At 63.5% G+C, this 15,116-nt stretch carries 10 protein-coding genes; 8 read left to right on the top strand and 2 right to left on the bottom strand.

Annotated elements, in window-relative coordinates; translation table 11 throughout:
• Positions 1-20 precede the first annotated feature (20 nt).
• On the top strand, positions 21-2,306 hold the full coding sequence (locus tag ROZ37_RS15890; protein WP_312660767.1) for a helicase: 2,286 nt from the start codon (positions 21-23) through the stop codon (positions 2,304-2,306).
• A gap of 65 nt (positions 2,307-2,371) precedes the next feature.
• Here the strand turns inward: ROZ37_RS15890 and ROZ37_RS15885 are convergent, their stop codons facing one another.
• Entirely contained in the window at positions 2,372-3,313 is a 942-nt protein-coding gene (locus ROZ37_RS15885; protein WP_312660766.1) for a competence protein CoiA family protein, read from the bottom strand.
• Between ROZ37_RS15885 and ROZ37_RS15880 the strand changes: the two genes are divergently transcribed.
• From ROZ37_RS15880 to mcrC, 7 genes are all read left to right on the top strand, one after another.
• Positions 3,303-4,439: a hypothetical protein gene (locus tag ROZ37_RS15880; protein WP_312660765.1), complete on the top strand. Its 1,137-nt coding sequence runs from the start codon at positions 3,303-3,305 to the stop codon at positions 4,437-4,439. The genes ROZ37_RS15885 and ROZ37_RS15880 overlap by 11 nt on opposite strands.
• Positions 4,440-4,530: 91 nt before the next feature.
• The gene (gene hsdR, locus ROZ37_RS15875) at positions 4,531-6,933 is read left to right on the top strand and encodes an EcoAI/FtnUII family type I restriction enzme subunit R (RefSeq protein WP_312660764.1); all 2,403 of its coding nucleotides are present in this window, start codon (positions 4,531-4,533) and stop codon (positions 6,931-6,933) included.
• Between the two features lie 15 nt (positions 6,934-6,948).
• Positions 6,949-8,568 (top strand): class I SAM-dependent DNA methyltransferase, encoded by a 1,620-nt coding sequence (locus ROZ37_RS15870; RefSeq protein ID WP_312660763.1) that lies wholly within the window; start codon positions 6,949-6,951, stop codon positions 8,566-8,568.
• Positions 8,565-9,728 carry a PDDEXK nuclease domain-containing protein gene (locus ROZ37_RS15865; protein ID WP_312660762.1) on the top strand — a complete coding sequence of 388 codons (1,164 nt, stop codon included), beginning with the start codon at positions 8,565-8,567 and terminating at the stop codon, positions 9,726-9,728. Before ROZ37_RS15870 ends, ROZ37_RS15865 begins: the two co-directional genes overlap by 4 nt.
• Positions 9,725-10,885: a hypothetical protein gene (locus ROZ37_RS15860; protein WP_312660761.1), complete on the top strand. Its 1,161-nt coding sequence runs from the start codon at positions 9,725-9,727 to the stop codon at positions 10,883-10,885. Before ROZ37_RS15865 ends, ROZ37_RS15860 begins: the two co-directional genes overlap by 4 nt.
• Positions 10,886-10,948: 63 nt before the next feature.
• A complete protein-coding gene (locus ROZ37_RS15855) occupies positions 10,949-13,171 on the top strand; it encodes an AAA family ATPase (protein ID WP_312660760.1) in 2,223 nt (740 codons plus the stop codon).
• Positions 13,171-14,289, top strand: a complete 1,119-nt coding sequence (mcrC, locus tag ROZ37_RS15850) for a 5-methylcytosine-specific restriction endonuclease system specificity protein McrC (protein WP_312660759.1) — start codon at positions 13,171-13,173, stop codon at positions 14,287-14,289. The genes ROZ37_RS15855 and mcrC overlap by 1 nt, the downstream gene beginning before the upstream one ends.
• A 108-nt stretch (positions 14,290-14,397) precedes the next feature.
• Here the strand turns inward: mcrC and ROZ37_RS15845 are convergent, their stop codons facing one another.
• Entirely contained in the window at positions 14,398-14,934 is a 537-nt protein-coding gene (locus tag ROZ37_RS15845) for a hypothetical protein (RefSeq protein ID WP_312660758.1), read from the bottom strand.
• Between the last annotated feature and the right edge of the window lie 182 nt (positions 14,935-15,116).

Genomic DNA, 15,116 nt, shown 5'->3' with positions numbered 1-15,116 from the left:
GCCTTCTGAAGGAGACCTCCATGCAACTCGCACATGCTGACTTCGCGCCGGCCCTTGTCCTGCCGGAGCCCGCCCAGTTGTCGCTTGCTGAGTTCGTCGACGATTTCGGTGCCAGCTTGCTGGACGCCGTTCGACGCCAGAATCCGCCCGTCTATGACGGCGCTGCGGACCCGCGGCGCGATGCGCTGATGGATCGGCTGTCCCGCAAGCCCTTTCCAGCGCAACGCGATGCTGTCCAGGCCGTGACGCGCCTGCTGCTCGATGCCGGCGACCCCGCGGCAATCCTCAACGCCGAGATGGGAACCGGCAAGACCATGATGGCCATCGCCGCGTCCGTCGTGATGCACGAGGCGGGTTTGCGTCGCACCTTGGTACTGTCCCCGCCGCACCTGGTATACAAGTGGCGTCGGGAGATCCTGCTGACGGTGCCGGATGCTCGCGTCTGGATTCTCAATGGCCCGGACACGCTGCAGAAGCTTCTCACCCTGCGCGCGATGCGTACCGCACCTGCCGTGCCGGAATTTTTCGTGCTCGGGCGAGTGCGGATGCGCATGGGCTTTCATTCGCGCCCCGCGTTCAACGTGCGCAGGACGGTGTATCGGGACGAGCTCGGCGCGCGCCACGTCGCCGCCTACGCCATTTGTCCGGACTGCGGGCAATGGCTAACGGACAAGGCCAACGACGCCGAGCTGCCGATGTCGGTGGCGCGGGCCAAGGTGGTGCTCGACGAGAATCGAACCGCTTGCCCTCATTGCGGCGCGCGGCTGTGGACCTTGACGCGCAAGGGCAAGCCGCAGCGTTCGCACCGCGAGCTGGTCGTGGACGCCTTGCAGCAGCTGCCGACCATCGGCGCGAAGACCGCCGAGAACCTGGTCCAACGATTCGGCGAGGAGATGCTCGGCGCCATGCTGGCGGACAACGTGCACGAGTTCATCAACCTGATGGACGAGGAGGGCGAGCTCGTCTTCTCCGACCGCCAGGCCGCACGCATGGAGCGCGCCATGGCCGCCCTTGAGATCGGCTTCGGCCAGGGCGACTACCAGGCGACGGAATTTATCAAACGGTATTTGCCCCAAGGCTACTTCGGCTTGCTGGTGGTCGACGAGGGGCACGAATACAAGAACGCCGGAAGCGCCCAGGGACAAGCCATGGGCGTCCTGGCCGCCAAGTGCAGCAAGACACTCCTGCTGACCGGTACCCTGATGGGAGGGTACGCCGAAGACCTGTTCTACCTCCTCTGGCGTCTCAATCCGAGGGCGATGATTGAGGACGGCTACCGCACGAACGTACGTCGCAGCTTGGGCCCGGCAGCAATGGCCTTCATGCGCGACCACGGTGTCGTGAAGGACATCTACCGTGAGGTGGAAAGCCGCTCCCATCGGACCGCGAAGGGCAAGACGATCAGCCATCGAACGGCGAAAGCTCCGGGCTTCGGCCCGAAGGGCATCATGCGATACGTGCTGCCCTGCACGGTCTTTATGAAACTCAAGGACATCGGGGGCGACGTGCTGCCGCCGTATCGCGAGGTGTTCGAATCGGTGTCGATGATGGAGACCCAGCGCGAGGGCTATGCAAAGCTCACGGCCGTCCTGACGGCCGAGTTGCGCCAGGCACTACGCTGCGGCGACGCGACATTGCTCGGCGTCGTGCTCCAGGTGCTGCTGGCGTGGCCTGACTGCTGCTTCCGCGACGAGCTCGTCCGGCATCCTCGAACGGGCGCCCAGCTTGCGTATCAGCGGGCGATCTTCGGCGATGAGGACGTCAGCCCGAAGGAAGCGGCGCTGATCGAACTTTGCCGCCACGAAAAGGGCAGGGGCCGCAAGGTGCTCGCCTACTCGATCTACACCGGAACCCGAGACACCACGAGTCGTCTGCGGGTCCAACTGGAGCGCGCTGGCTTCAAGGTGGCAGTGCTGCGCGCGAGCGTCGAAGCGGCGCGGCGCGAGGACTGGGTGGCCGACCAGGTCGAACGTGGCATCGACTTGCTGATCACGAATCCGGAACTCGTCAAAACCGGGTTGGATCTGCTCGATTTTCCGACCATCGCCTACATGCAGTCGGGCTACAACTGCTACACCCTGCAGCAGGCCTCGCGCCGTTCATGGCGCATCGGGCAGCGCAACGACGTGGCCGTGCACTTCTTCGGATACGCGGATTCGGCGCAAATGGACTGCCTTGCACTCATGGCCCAGAAGATTGCCGTGGCGCAATCCACGTCGGGTGACATGCCGGAGACGGGCCTCGACGTCCTCAACCAGACCGGCGACAGCATCGAGGTGGCGCTGGCCAAGAGGTTGGCGGCCTGACGAAGCCAGGGCGGGGGCGGGAGCCCTCGTCCTGGATTCTCCTTCTTCTTGCATACGACCTCGTCTCACGTAATGATTGCCGGCGAGCGGGTCTGGCGCTTCGCTATCTCGGCGACCAGGAACGGCTTGGCCTCCAGGGGAAAGAGCCAGTTCTTGTGGGCAGCCTGCCACCGCCCGCCGAAGACCCGGCACCAGCCCTTCACCACTTCGTTGAACTGAGCATCGTACGGACTCCAGAGCGCGATCCCGAACGGGAAATCCGTCACGTCCACGATCCGGCCATCCGGCCAATAGCGGGTTCTCGGCGGTTTCGCCTTGCGCATGGGCGGAATGGGTTTTGGTTCGGGCATCGATTCGGCGGCAGAACGAGCCTGTTCGGTCGCTGCCGCGATTAGCGCCTGCTCCGCGGGATAGAACAGCCAGCGCTTGCCTGCAGCGCCTCGGACCACGATCTCTTCAAGGGCGGCCCAGTCCCAGGACTCGCGATCAAAGCCACGAAGGTCGATCTCAACCGACGGCTGGCCGAGCCCGCGTAGAACGGCAAGTTTCTCTTGATCGACGAAATGGGTCACTCCGACTTCGATGAGATAGGACTCCGAGCCAGTCACCCCCACGACGTCGGGGATCACCGGGCCGAGATTAACTTCGGTCCTGACCGTTACGAAGTCGACCCATGTATCCGGAATGGAGGCTTCGCCTGTGCCGCGGCGTCCGTCTGGCAGCGTGACGGAGCGCTGCACGGACAGCCCCGGTAAGGTGATGCCGCAGGCGCGCTCGATCGCGGTCTTAGCAGCAACATGCAGCGCGCTCTCGGCGCCTCCTTCGCAGTCGGCGCCGGTTGCATGTGCAAAGTGCCAGACCCGGACATCTCCCTGGCGTGCAATGAGTGGGCGACGGCAGGACGGGCACACGCACTTGCACGCCTGTCCCCGCTCAACCTCTTCTACCGAGACGACCCGGCCGTCCTTGGCAATGGCAAATGATTGCAGCAGACTCATGGCTTCCATGTTGATTGCTCCCTCGTTGATGACAGTGACGAGTGGAATTACCGCGCAGGCTGCTTTGCCAGAACACCCGGGAAACGGGGTTGAAAGGGGGTTTGTGGATACGCAAGCGATTGTTTTTGCAGCCAAGTGTCTTGATGATCTTGCTGCAGGTTGGCGCGAGTCGCGGCTGCTAAATGTTTCCGTATTGAGGGCGTTGATGCTGCTGACGCAGCGTCATCCCGAACGGGCTGAGGGTGGATTCGACCCTCTGGAGATCGGCGAGGCAGTAGGGACAGTGACTGGCCGGAACTGGATAAAGGGGGATACTTGGGACGACACGGCCGAGAAGGTTCGGACCCACTGGGGCAACCTGGTCACGAAGACCTGGCCAACGAAAGCGGAAGGTATTCGCCAGCGCTTTCTGCAACTCGGGCTCGATGTCGCCCCTGAGTTGTCGCGGGACGAGGGCGGCGGACAGGGCAACCCGACACGGTATTGCTTCCGTCTGGTTCCCTTGACGAAAGCCTCGGACGGCGAAGAGCAGGATGAAAGCCCGGCACCCGTTTCCGAACCTGCAGTGCGACTTCCAGGCAGTGTTTCCGGCGGCGACGAAGGCGTTAATTACATCTGCGAGGACGTTGAAGACGCATCGTGGTTGGCCCGAATTTTCGCACAGGGCTTCCTGTTGTCAGGCTGGCGGCGGCACGCACTTCGCGGTGTCTTCATTGCCGGCATCCTCGTCGTCTTCCTCGCACTGCTGATTGTGCCTTTCACAATGGTGACGAAGCGCTCGATAAGTGAAAGTGCGAACGCACTGATCAGCGCGGCGGTTTTCGGCTACGCATTCTGGAGCACGCTGGGCACGCTGCTGATGTTGCACCAGTGGCGTATCGCGCTGGCTCCATGGTGGATGCAGTCGGTCGATGATGACCGCCTTGTTGAGTGGCGCTGGCCCCCGCGTCATCCGGAGAAGTCAATCAAGGCTGTTCGCTACACGGCGAAGTGCACCTTGTGCGGCGGCAAGGTGGTCGCGCGTTCCGGCGGCTTGAAGCACGCGTGGAGCCTCGTCGGGCGTTGCGAGGAGGCGCCGGCGGCGCATGTCTTTTCGTTCGACCATGTTCGGCGTGAGGGTCTCCGGCTCATGTGATTCATGACGCATGGAACCAAGCGGCGACGGTTCCAAGGTCCTATCTGCGATAATCCCCCCAAGTTTTCCAGAGTGAGCGAAAGGGGAGGCAATGCGAACAGGCGTGATTACCGAAGCGGATACATGCCGCGAGTACGTCACGCCCCGGCTGGTGGAGGCAGGTTGGGGTACTGCACCTCATGTGATCGGCGAGCAGCGCAGCTTCACCAACGGCCGCATCATCGTGGCGGGCGGCAAGGTGCAGCGTGGAAAACAGAAGCGTGCGGACTATCTGCTGTACTACCGTCGCGATTTCCCACTTGCGGTGGTCGAAGCGAAGGAAGCGGGGCTCCCCGCGGAGACGGGAGTGCAACAGGCGCGTGAATACGCGGAAATCCTCGGGCTCAAGTTCGCATATGCGACCAACGGCCTGCGCATCATCGAGATCGACTACATCACCGGAACCGAGCGCGAAGTGGAGCGCTACGCGACGCCAAACGAGTTGTTCGCCCGCCTGAGCGACGCGGCGCAACTATCCGAGGATGCGACGCCGCACTTGCTGGAGCCCTTCAACCTCGTTTCCGGCAAGGTTCCGCGCTACTACCAGCAAATTGCGATCCACCGCGTAATCGAGGCCATCCTTCAGGGGCAGGACCGCATCCTCGCCACTCTCGCCACGGGCACCGGCAAGACCTGCGTGGCGTTCCAGATCTGCTGGAAACTATGGAACAGCCGGTGGAACCGAACCGGTGAGTACCGACGACCGAAGATCCTGTTTCTGGCCGACCGCAACATCCTTGTCGATGACCCGATGGCCAGGATGTTCGCTCCCTTTGGCGACGCCCGGCACAAGATTGCCGGCGGTGACGTGAGCCAGGGCCGGGACATGTACTTCGGCATCTACCAGGCGCTGAGCACGGCCAGCGAAGACGTCTTCCGCCAGTACCGCCCGGATTTCTTCGATCTGATCATCATCGATGAATGCCACCGTGGCTCCAGCCGTGACGAAAGCGCTTGGCGCGCGGTGCTCGATTACTTCGCGCCGGCCGTGCAGTTCGGCATGACGGCTACCCCGCTGCGCGAGGAGTCCCGCGACACCTACGAATATTTCGGCAACCCGGTCTATACCTACAGCCTGCGCCAGGGCATCGAGGACGGGTTTCTAGCGCCGTATCGGGTGCATCGGGTGATCACGACCGTCGATGCCGCGGGCTGGCGACCGAGCAAGGACGAGATCGACCGTTACGGCCGCGAGGTGCCCGACGAGGAGTACCAGACCAAGGATTTCGAGCGGGTGGTGGCGCTGCGTGCCCGCACGCGGGCGATGGCGCGACATCTCAGCGACTTCCTCAAGGGCACGGACCGCTTCGCAAAGACGCTGGTGTTTTGCGTCGATCAGGAGCATGCGGCCGAAATGCGCCAGGAGCTCCTCAATCTCAGTAGCGACCTGGTTGTACAGTACCCGGACTATGTGTGCCGGGTCACCGCGGACGAGGGCGCCATTGGCTTGACCCACCTCGCGAACTTCCAGGACGTGGACAAGCCTACGCCGGTCATCCTCACGACCTCGCAGTTGCTGACCACAGGCGTCGATGCCGAGATGGTCAAGAACGTCGTCCTCGCGCGCGTCGTGGGCTCGCGCTCGGAGTTCAAGCAGATCGTCGGTCGTGGCACCCGTCTCAAGGTCGACTACGGCAAGGAGTACTTCAACATCATCGATTTCACCGGCACGGCCACGCACCACTTTGCCGATCCGGACTTCGATGGTGAGCCAGCGCGCATCGAGGAAGTGACGATCGACGAGGCCGGCGAGCAGCTCGGCGTGACGGCGCTCGAGCCGGAGCCGGAGACTACCGAAACGGCCTTGCTGGAGTATGAGCTACGCGAAGAACAGATCGGACCGGGTACGGGCGTGCTGATCGAGGAGCCGCCGCCCGAGCCTCGAAAGTTCTACGTCGACGGCGGTGAGGTTGAGGTGATCGGCCATCTGGTGTACGACCTCGACACCGACGGCAAGAAGCTGCAGGTGGTCAAATACACCGAGTACTCGGGCCGCACCGTGCGTGCGCTGTATCCGACCCGCGAGGCGCTGCAATCGGCCTGGGCCAACCCCGACACGCGCAGCGAAGTGCTGCGCGAGCTCACCGAACGCGGTATCAGCTTCGATGAACTGGCGGCCAGCAGTGACCAAGGCGATGCCGACCCCTTCGATCTGCTCTGTCACCTGGCCTGGAATGCGCCGCTGCTCACCCGTCGTCAACGTGCCGAGTTGGCGCGGCGCAAGGCGCCGGACCTGTTCGCGCAGTACGGTGACACCGCCCGAGAAATCTTGTCGCTGCTGCTCGACCGCTACATCGAGCGTGGCATCCTCCAGTTCAACGCACTGTCCGAGCTGATGAAGGTGCAACCCTTCGACCGCTACGGCAACCCTGGCGAAATCGCAGCCCGCCACTTTGGCGGCGTGCGCGGCATGAAGGATGCTGTGTCCCGCCTGCAGACTGCGCTGTACCAATAAAGAGAATCCGACTTGATGGCCCGTTCCACTGCATCGACCGCTGCAAGCAGCACCGAAAAGAAGACCCGCGCCCCGCGTAAAGCGAAGGCGCCCCTCACCTCCCGAGAGAACCTCTCCGCCCTGATCGGCACCGCGCGCAAGATCCTGCGCAAGGACAAGGGCCTCAACGGCGACGTCGACCGGTTGCCGCTGCTCACCTGGGTGATGTTCCTCAAGTTCCTCGACGATCTCGAGACCATTCACGAGGAAGAGGCCGAGCTCGACGGCAAGCCCTATCAACCGATCATCGAGCCGCCGTACCGCTGGCGCGACTGGGCAGCCCGCGAGGACGGCATCACGGGCGACGAGCTGCTCGCCTTCATCGGCCAGGACCTCACCGTGCGCCCCGACGGCAAAACCGGAAAGGGCCTGTTCGCGCATCTGCGCAGCCTCGCTGGCGAGGGCGAGAAGGGCAGCCAGCGCGAAGTCATCGCCAACGTGTTCAAGGGCGTGCAGAACCGCATGGTCAGCGGCTATCTGCTGCGCGACATCCTCAACAAGATCAACGGCATCCACTTCTCGTCCAGCGAGGAGATCCACACCCTCTCGCACCTGTACGAATCCATGCTGCGCGAGATGCGCGATGCCGCCGGCGATGCGGGCGAGTTCTACACGCCGCGTCCGGTGGTGCGCTTCATGGTGCAAGTCACCGACCCACGGCTGGGTGAGACGGTCCTCGACCCGGCCTGCGGTACCGGCGGTTTTCTGGTCGAAACCTACGATCACATCGCCCCGCAGGTGACCACGCCGGAAGAGCGGCGCACGCTGCAGCGTGACACCCTATACGGCCAGGAAGCCAAGCCCTTGCCCTACATGCTGGCGCAGATGAATCTGTTGCTGCATGGCCTGGAGGCGCCGCAGATCGCCTACGGCAACACGCTCGATCGCCGGATCGCGGAGATCGGCCACAGCGAGCGGGTGGACGTCATCCTCACCAATCCGCCCTTCGGCGGTGAGGAGGAGGTCGGCATCAAGGGCAACTTCCCGCCCAACATGCAGACGGCGGAAACCGCGCTGCTCTTCCTGCAGTACATCATGCGCAAGCTGAGTGTGGCGGGGGCCCGGGTACCCGGCGGCAAACCGGCTGCACGGGGTGGCCGGGCCGCGGTGGTCGTGCCCAACGGCACCTTGTTCGGTGACGGAGTGTGTGCCGCGATCAAGGAGGAGCTGCTCAAGTCCTTCAACCTCCACACTATCGTGCGCTTGCCGCAGGGCGTGTTCGCGCCCTACACAGACATTCCTGCCAACCTGCTGTTCTTCGAACGTAGCGCCCCGACCGAGACCATCTGGTACTACGAACTGCCGCTGCCCGAGGGCCGCAAGAAGTACAGCAAGACCGCGCCGCTGCAATTCGACGAGTTCGCTCAGGTCACCGCCTGGTGGAAGGACCGCCAGGAAGGCCCGCAGGCCTGGAAGGTGAGCGCCGCCGATATCGCCGCGCGCGGCTACAACCTCGACTTGAAGAACCCCAACGCGAAGGCGGGGCTTGAGCATGCCGACCCCAAGGACCTGATTGCCTCCATGCGCAGCCACGAGGCGGAGGTGATGCGACTGCTGGGCGAGATCGAAGCGCTGGTGGCCGAGGTGCAGGGATGACAAAGCCCAGCACGCCGGCAACCCAGGCGCCGGCAGACTACGCCGCTGTGCACGGCGACATTGTTGCGCTGTTGGAAGCCGCCCGCCGTGCCGCGGCACGCAGCGTCAATGCCCTGATGACGGCCAGCTACTGGGAGATCGGCCGGCGCATCGTCGAGTTCGAGCAGGGCGGCGCGGCACGAGCCGAGTACGGCAAGGCCCTGCTCAAGCGTCTGTCGGCGGACTTGTCCGTCCGCTTTGGACGCGGCTTCGGGGTGGATTCACTCGAATCCATGCGCATGTTCTACAAGACTTACCCCCCCGAGCAGATTTCCGAATCGCTGATTCGGAAATTGCCTGCAGGCGCCGTGCCATCGAATTCCGAATCGTTGATTCGGCATTTCGATCTGAACCAACTCGCCCAGGTATTTCCCCTGTCCTGGACGCACTACATTCACCTGATCCGACGCACCCGCTCGGCCGAGGAGCGGGCCTTCTACGAAGCCGAGGTCCTTCGCGGCGGTTGGAGCGTGCGACAGCTCGATCGGCAAATCAGCAGCCAGTTCTACACGCGGGCACTGCTGTCCACCAACAAGCGCGCCATGCTGGAAAAGGGCAGCGAAGCCCAGCCCGGTGACGCCGTCACGCCGGACGAGGCCATCAAGGACCCCTACGTCCTGGAGTTCCTCAATCTCAAGGACGAGTATTCCGAGTCACAACTGGAAGATGCGCTCATCCACCGCCTGGAGGACTTCCTGCTGGAGTTGGGCAACGATTTCACCTTCGTTGGTCGCCAGCGGCGGCTCCGCATCGACGAGAGCTGGTTCCGGGTAGATCTCCTGTTTTTTCATCGCCGCCTGCGCTGCCTCGTCATCATCGACCTGAAGCTCAACGAACTGACCCATGCCGACGTCGGCCAGATGCATATGTACTGCAACTATGCTCGTGAGCACTGGACGCTACCCGGCGAGAATCCGCCGGTGGGCCTGATCCTGTGTGCACGGGCCAAATCCGCCCTGGCCCGCTACGCGCTGGACGGATTGCCGAACAAAATCATGGCTGCCGAATACCGGACCGTGCTTCCCGACGTGGAGCTGCTGCAAGCGGAGTTGGAGAAGACGCGGCGCGAGCTGGAAGCGAAGCAGATCGCCCGGAGTGTTGATGCGGAGGGCGGCGCATGAAGGCGTGGCCTAAAGTCGCCTTGGGCGAATTGCTTCGGCGCTCGGACGAACCCGCAGTGCTGGATCCTGCGGCCGAATACCACGAGGTGACGATCAAGCTATGGGGCAAAGGCGTTGTCAGCCGGGGCAAGGTGCGTGGCGGCGACGTCGTGTCAGTTCGCCGAGTCGTGCGCGCCAATCAATTGATTCTATCCAAGATCGACGCGCGCAACGGCGCGATTGGTTTGGTGCCGCCGGAACTTGACGGTGCCATCGTCAGCAACGATTTCCCCTCGTTCGAGTTTCGTGACTCAAACCAGTGCAATTCAGCCTTCATGGGTTGGCTGGTCCGCTCAGCGCCCTTTGTTGAACTATGCAAGGCGGCCAGTGAGGGCACCACCAACAGGGTTCGCATCAAGGAAGAACGTTTTTTTGATCAGGCGATTGCGCTCCCGCCACTGGTCGAACAACAGGCTCTTGTTACCCGCCTCGATGCGTTGGCCGAGAAAACCCGGCAGGTCGAGGCGCATCTTGATGCCGTCGAGCACCACGCCGAGCACCTGCTGGCCCTGCGCTTCCGCGATGCCATTGCCAACTCGCCGCTGCGACCCCTGACAGAGGCAGCCCCGTTGGTCCGTCGAGAAGTAATCATCGATCCGGAGCAAAGCTATACGGAGCTCGGCGTGCGCAGCTTCTACAAGGGTGTTTTCCATCGGCGCACCGTGCCGGGCTCGGATTTCTCGTGGCAAGACCTGTATCGCGTGCAGGCTGGCGATCTGATCTTCAGCAACATCATGGCGTGGGAGCAAGCCATAGCCATTGCCCGGTCGGAAGACAACGGCTGTGTCGGCAACCACCGCATGCTCACATGCGAAGCGAACCCGGAGATCGCGGTGCCTGGATTCCTTTGGTACTACTTCACGACGGAAGAGGGCTTCGCGAAGATCTATGCGGCATCGCCGGGAACGGCTGCAAGAAATCGCACCATGACGGCGCTTGCGTTGATGTCTCTTGATGTGCCCGTCCCGCCGCTTGCCGTGCAGCAGACTTTCGATCGGCTGCAGGCAGAGGTGGCAGCCCTGAATGCCAAGCATGCAGCCATTCGCGAAGCCAACGCGGCGCTGCTGCCGGCGACGCTGGAGCGGGTGTTCAGCGCTGCCGAGCCGGTCAGCGTCTGACGGTTATCGACCAGGCCCCTTTGCACAGAACCCGTCCTCAAGAATCGCGAAGCGAGACCACGAATGATCACGCAGGCCAACGTCAGCACATCGAGCACGACCTGGTTTGTCGGCGCCAGCTTCGGACACACCGACGAACAGTCCGCGCGCTTCCTTAAGGAGGGAATCTGGGAAGTCAGCGCCCCGACCGAGAAAGAGCGCGCGCTGGTGCGCGCCATGCAACCGGGCGAGCGTATCGCCATCAAGGCGGCCTACACGCGCAAGAACGGATTGCCGTTCGACAACCGCAGCCGCACCGTTTCGGTCATGGGCATCAAGGCAGTGGGCACGATCGTCGAGAATCCGCAGGACGGCGAGCGCGTGGAGGTGCAATGGCAGCCCGGCGAAGGCGTGCGTGAATGGTATTTCTATACCTACCGCCCCACGATTTGGCGCGTGCTGCCGGGCGACTGGAGGAACGACGCGCTGATCGCGTTCGCCTTTGGCAAGCAGCCGCAGGACATCGAGCGCTTCCGGAACGAGCCGTTCTGGCGCGAGCGCTTTGGAACCGTCTCGCCGGACAAGCTGCGCTTCCAGTGGACCGACTTCTACGAGGCGGTGGCCGAGAAGCTGCTCGCCTATGCAGACAACCGCACGCCGCTGATCGAGGGCATCCACGAGATCGCGGCACGGGTGCCCGGCCTCGGCTACCTGCAGGACAAGTTCGCCGACGGCAGTACCGGTCCGCTGAAGGACATCTGCCCGTTCACCGTGATGGGCACTTTCAACCGGGGTCTGACGGACGCCAACCGCAAGGCAATCGCCGGTGAGTTGGCGGTGCTGCTCCGCGTCACGGTGCCGGTGCCGCCGTCGTTCGAAGGTATCCCGGTACTCAACAACCAGCGCTCATGGTTCTTCGGCTACGCCGAAAAGCGGGGTGCGGGCGACATCGACGCCTTGTGGCGCGTCTTCGTGGCGGGGCACAAGCTGGTGGAGGACGACCAGTCCGGGATGCGCGAGACCTTCATCGAGGCATACGATGCGGCGATCGAGGTGTGGGGCGTGGCCTGGAATCTCTCCACGGGTTTGTACTGGGCACACCCTTGGGACTTCGCGACCCTCGACAGCCAGTCGCGGCATTACCTCAACAAGCGGCTGGGCTTCAATGTCCCCCTCGGCGGCCAGCAAGGGCCGAGCGATGCCGCCACCTACCTGAAACTACTGGAGGATCTGCGCGCACGCTTTGCGGAAGACGACTACCCCGTTCACAGCTTCCCCGAACTGTCCCTGGAGTCCTGGAAATACAAAGACCCCGCGGATGAGTCGGCGCCGCTGGAAAATCTTGGCGGCGGGGCAGGGGAGCAGGCGAGTGACGAATCACCCCCTGATACCGTGCAGGCAGCACCGCCGATCGTTCCCTATTCGGTCGACGACATCCTCAAGGACGGCTGCTTTCTCGCGCGCGCCGAAATCGACCTGCTGCTCGACCGTCTGCGTGCAAAGAAAAACCTGATCCTGCAGGGGCCGCCCGGCACCGGCAAGACCTGGCTTGCCAAGCGGCTGGCCTTCGCGCTGATGGGGCAGAAGGACGTGGGCCGGATCCGCGCCGTCCAGTTCCATCCCAATCTGTCGTACGAGGACTTCGTGCGCGGCTGGCGCCCCACCGGCGACGGCAAGCTCGCGGTGGCGGACGGCGTCTTCATGGAGGCGATCGCGGCAGCCCGCATAGCACCGTCGGCGAAATTCGTCGTGGTGATCGAGGAGATCAACCGCGGCAACCCGGCGCAGATCTTCGGCGAGTTGCTGACTTTGCTGGAGGCCGGAAAGCGCACACCCAGCGAGGCGTTGGAGCTCTGCTACCCGGACGCTGACGGCAAGCGACGCCCGGTCCATATCCCGGAGAACCTCTACGTGATCGGCACCATGAACATCGCCGATCGCTCGCTCGCACTCGTCGACCTGGCGCTGCGCCGCCGCTTCGCTTTCGTCGGGCTGGAGCCGCGGCTGGGCGAAGCGTGGCGGGACTGGGTCGTGGATACCTGCGGTGTCGATCCGGTACGGGTGGCGGACATCGAGCACCGAATCACCGAGCTGAACGACAAGATCACCGCCGATGCGCGTCTGGGCAAGCAGTTCCGGGTCGGCCACAGCTATGTGACACCGGCCCACCGCCTGGAGCCAGGTGACACGCACAAATGGTTCCGACAGGTCGTCGCCACGGAGATCCGGCCGCTGCTCGACGAATATTGGTTCGATGCGCCTGCCGAGGCTGAGCAGGCGATGGCGCGACTGATCCAGGGCTGGTAATGACTGCCGTTGCCGCACCGACGGCAAGCGCGGCGCCGAGCGCCGCGGGGTACATCGGCCGCATCCCGGTCCGCAACCTGTGGCTGCTGATGCTCTATGCGTCCGACCTGTTCCGCACGGGCGGAGTAAAGGCGGTGGCACTGGAGGACAACCCGGACGATCTTCCCGATTTGGTCGCCGATCTGCTGGCGCACGCCGTCGAAGCGCGCCAGCGGCGCCGCCTGAGTCTGGACTATCTCGCCCGTGAAGGGGTGCTCAACCGTGTACGCGGGCGGATCGACATGCTGCGCACTGAGCGCCACCAGCTGCTGTCGCGCGGCCTGGTTGCCTGCCGCTTCGACGAGCTGAGCATCGACACCCCGCGCAACCGTTTCGTGCGAGCAGCGCTGGAGACCATCGCCCGAATCGTGAGCAGGAAGGACCTCGCCCCCCGGTGCCGTGCCCTGGCGAACGGGATGAAGGCCATGGGTGTCTCGGGCCAAGCCCCGACGCGTGCCCAGATGAGCATGGACCGCTTCGGCCGCAACGACGCGGAAGACCGCTTTATGGTCGCCGCCGCGCAGCTGGCATTCGATCTGGCTCTGCCGACCGAAGCTTCGGGGGCGAATGTGTTTGCGCTGCCCGACCGGGAAGAGGTCTGGGTGCGCCGGCTCTTCGAACGCGCCGTGGGCGGGTTCTACGACGTGACGCTGCGCACGCAAGGCTGGCAGGTGAAGTGCGGGGGGACGCTCGGTTGGCAGGTTGAGGGTAAGACCGCGGGCATCGACCGGATCCTGCCTTCCATGCGTACCGACGTGGTGCTCGACCATTCTGCCACCGGCCGGCGCATCGTGATCGACACCAAGTTCAACGCCATCGTCACCCGTGGCTGGTACCGTGAGGATACGCTGCGCAGCGGCTACCTGTATCAGATATACGCTTACCTGCGATCGCAGGTTGGGCAGGGCGATGTGATGGCCGACAGCGCGAGCGGGATGCTGCTGCATCCCGCTATAGGGCAGGTGGTCGATGAGGCCGCGGTGATTCAGGGGCACCAGATCCGGTTTGCGACGGTGGATCTGGGGGCTGAGTCCGGCGAGATCCGAAGGCAGTTGCGGCGGTTAGTCGTTGAGGGGTAAGTCAGCATAATAGGCCGGAACGAGGTCGACGCACCCCGCGGTGAACTGGAACTTGAGCCGTTAGGATCGCTCCTACACGGCTACTCGTGTTTCACACGCTGAATGTTCCTATTTATGGGCGCCCGCGGCGATCAGCAGTGCCGTGATCTCACGTCGTTCGCAGTTTCGAGCCATCTGCAGCGGTGTGACGCCATTCTCGTTCGGCAAATTGACGTCAGCTCCGCCAGCAATGAGTCGGCTCACCGCTTCGCCGTTGTTCGAGAAGATCGCACGAGCCATGGCCTCGGACTGCTCGCTCGGCGCAGGGGTGGCCTTGCCCTCGGCTATGCACTGCGTCGCGGGCTCGTCCAAGACCAATGATGGCGCGCGCGACGAGGGCCGTGTATTGCGCTCGATCTGCATCTGACAGAGGGCCGTCTGTGCCTCAAGACGCAGTCGAAATGATTTGCCTCGTCCGAGTACGAATCCGATCAGAGCGCCGATGCCAAAACTCGCCGTGATCGCAGTTTGGTCGCCGACGCTGAAATGCGCTCCCAAGGCTCCGAGTACGCCCGCTCCGGCCGTGTACTGGAACACGATCACGGCGGCCCGATCGTATAACGCATCCGCATAGGATTGGATCACTCTCTCGTCGTACTGTGCCACGTTGCGTTCCCGACGTTGTCTTGAAGATGGCAGTCTATATGGAATGGCAGGTGCATTTTGCGCCCGGTGCGAACTGCTCTGCCGGCGTTGGGCGGAGATGCTCGCCAGACCGGGCCTTTAGACGTGGTAGATGGGGGCGTCTTACGCGGTGGCGCGGCTCATGGCGCTCCTGCTCGGTTCGA

Source organism: Aromatoleum sp., assembly GCF_032027225.1.
Taxonomy (GTDB): domain Bacteria; phylum Pseudomonadota; class Gammaproteobacteria; order Burkholderiales; family Rhodocyclaceae; genus Aromatoleum.
Note: the sequence above shows the minus strand (reverse complement) of the source record. Positions and strands in the feature narration are given on the sequence as shown.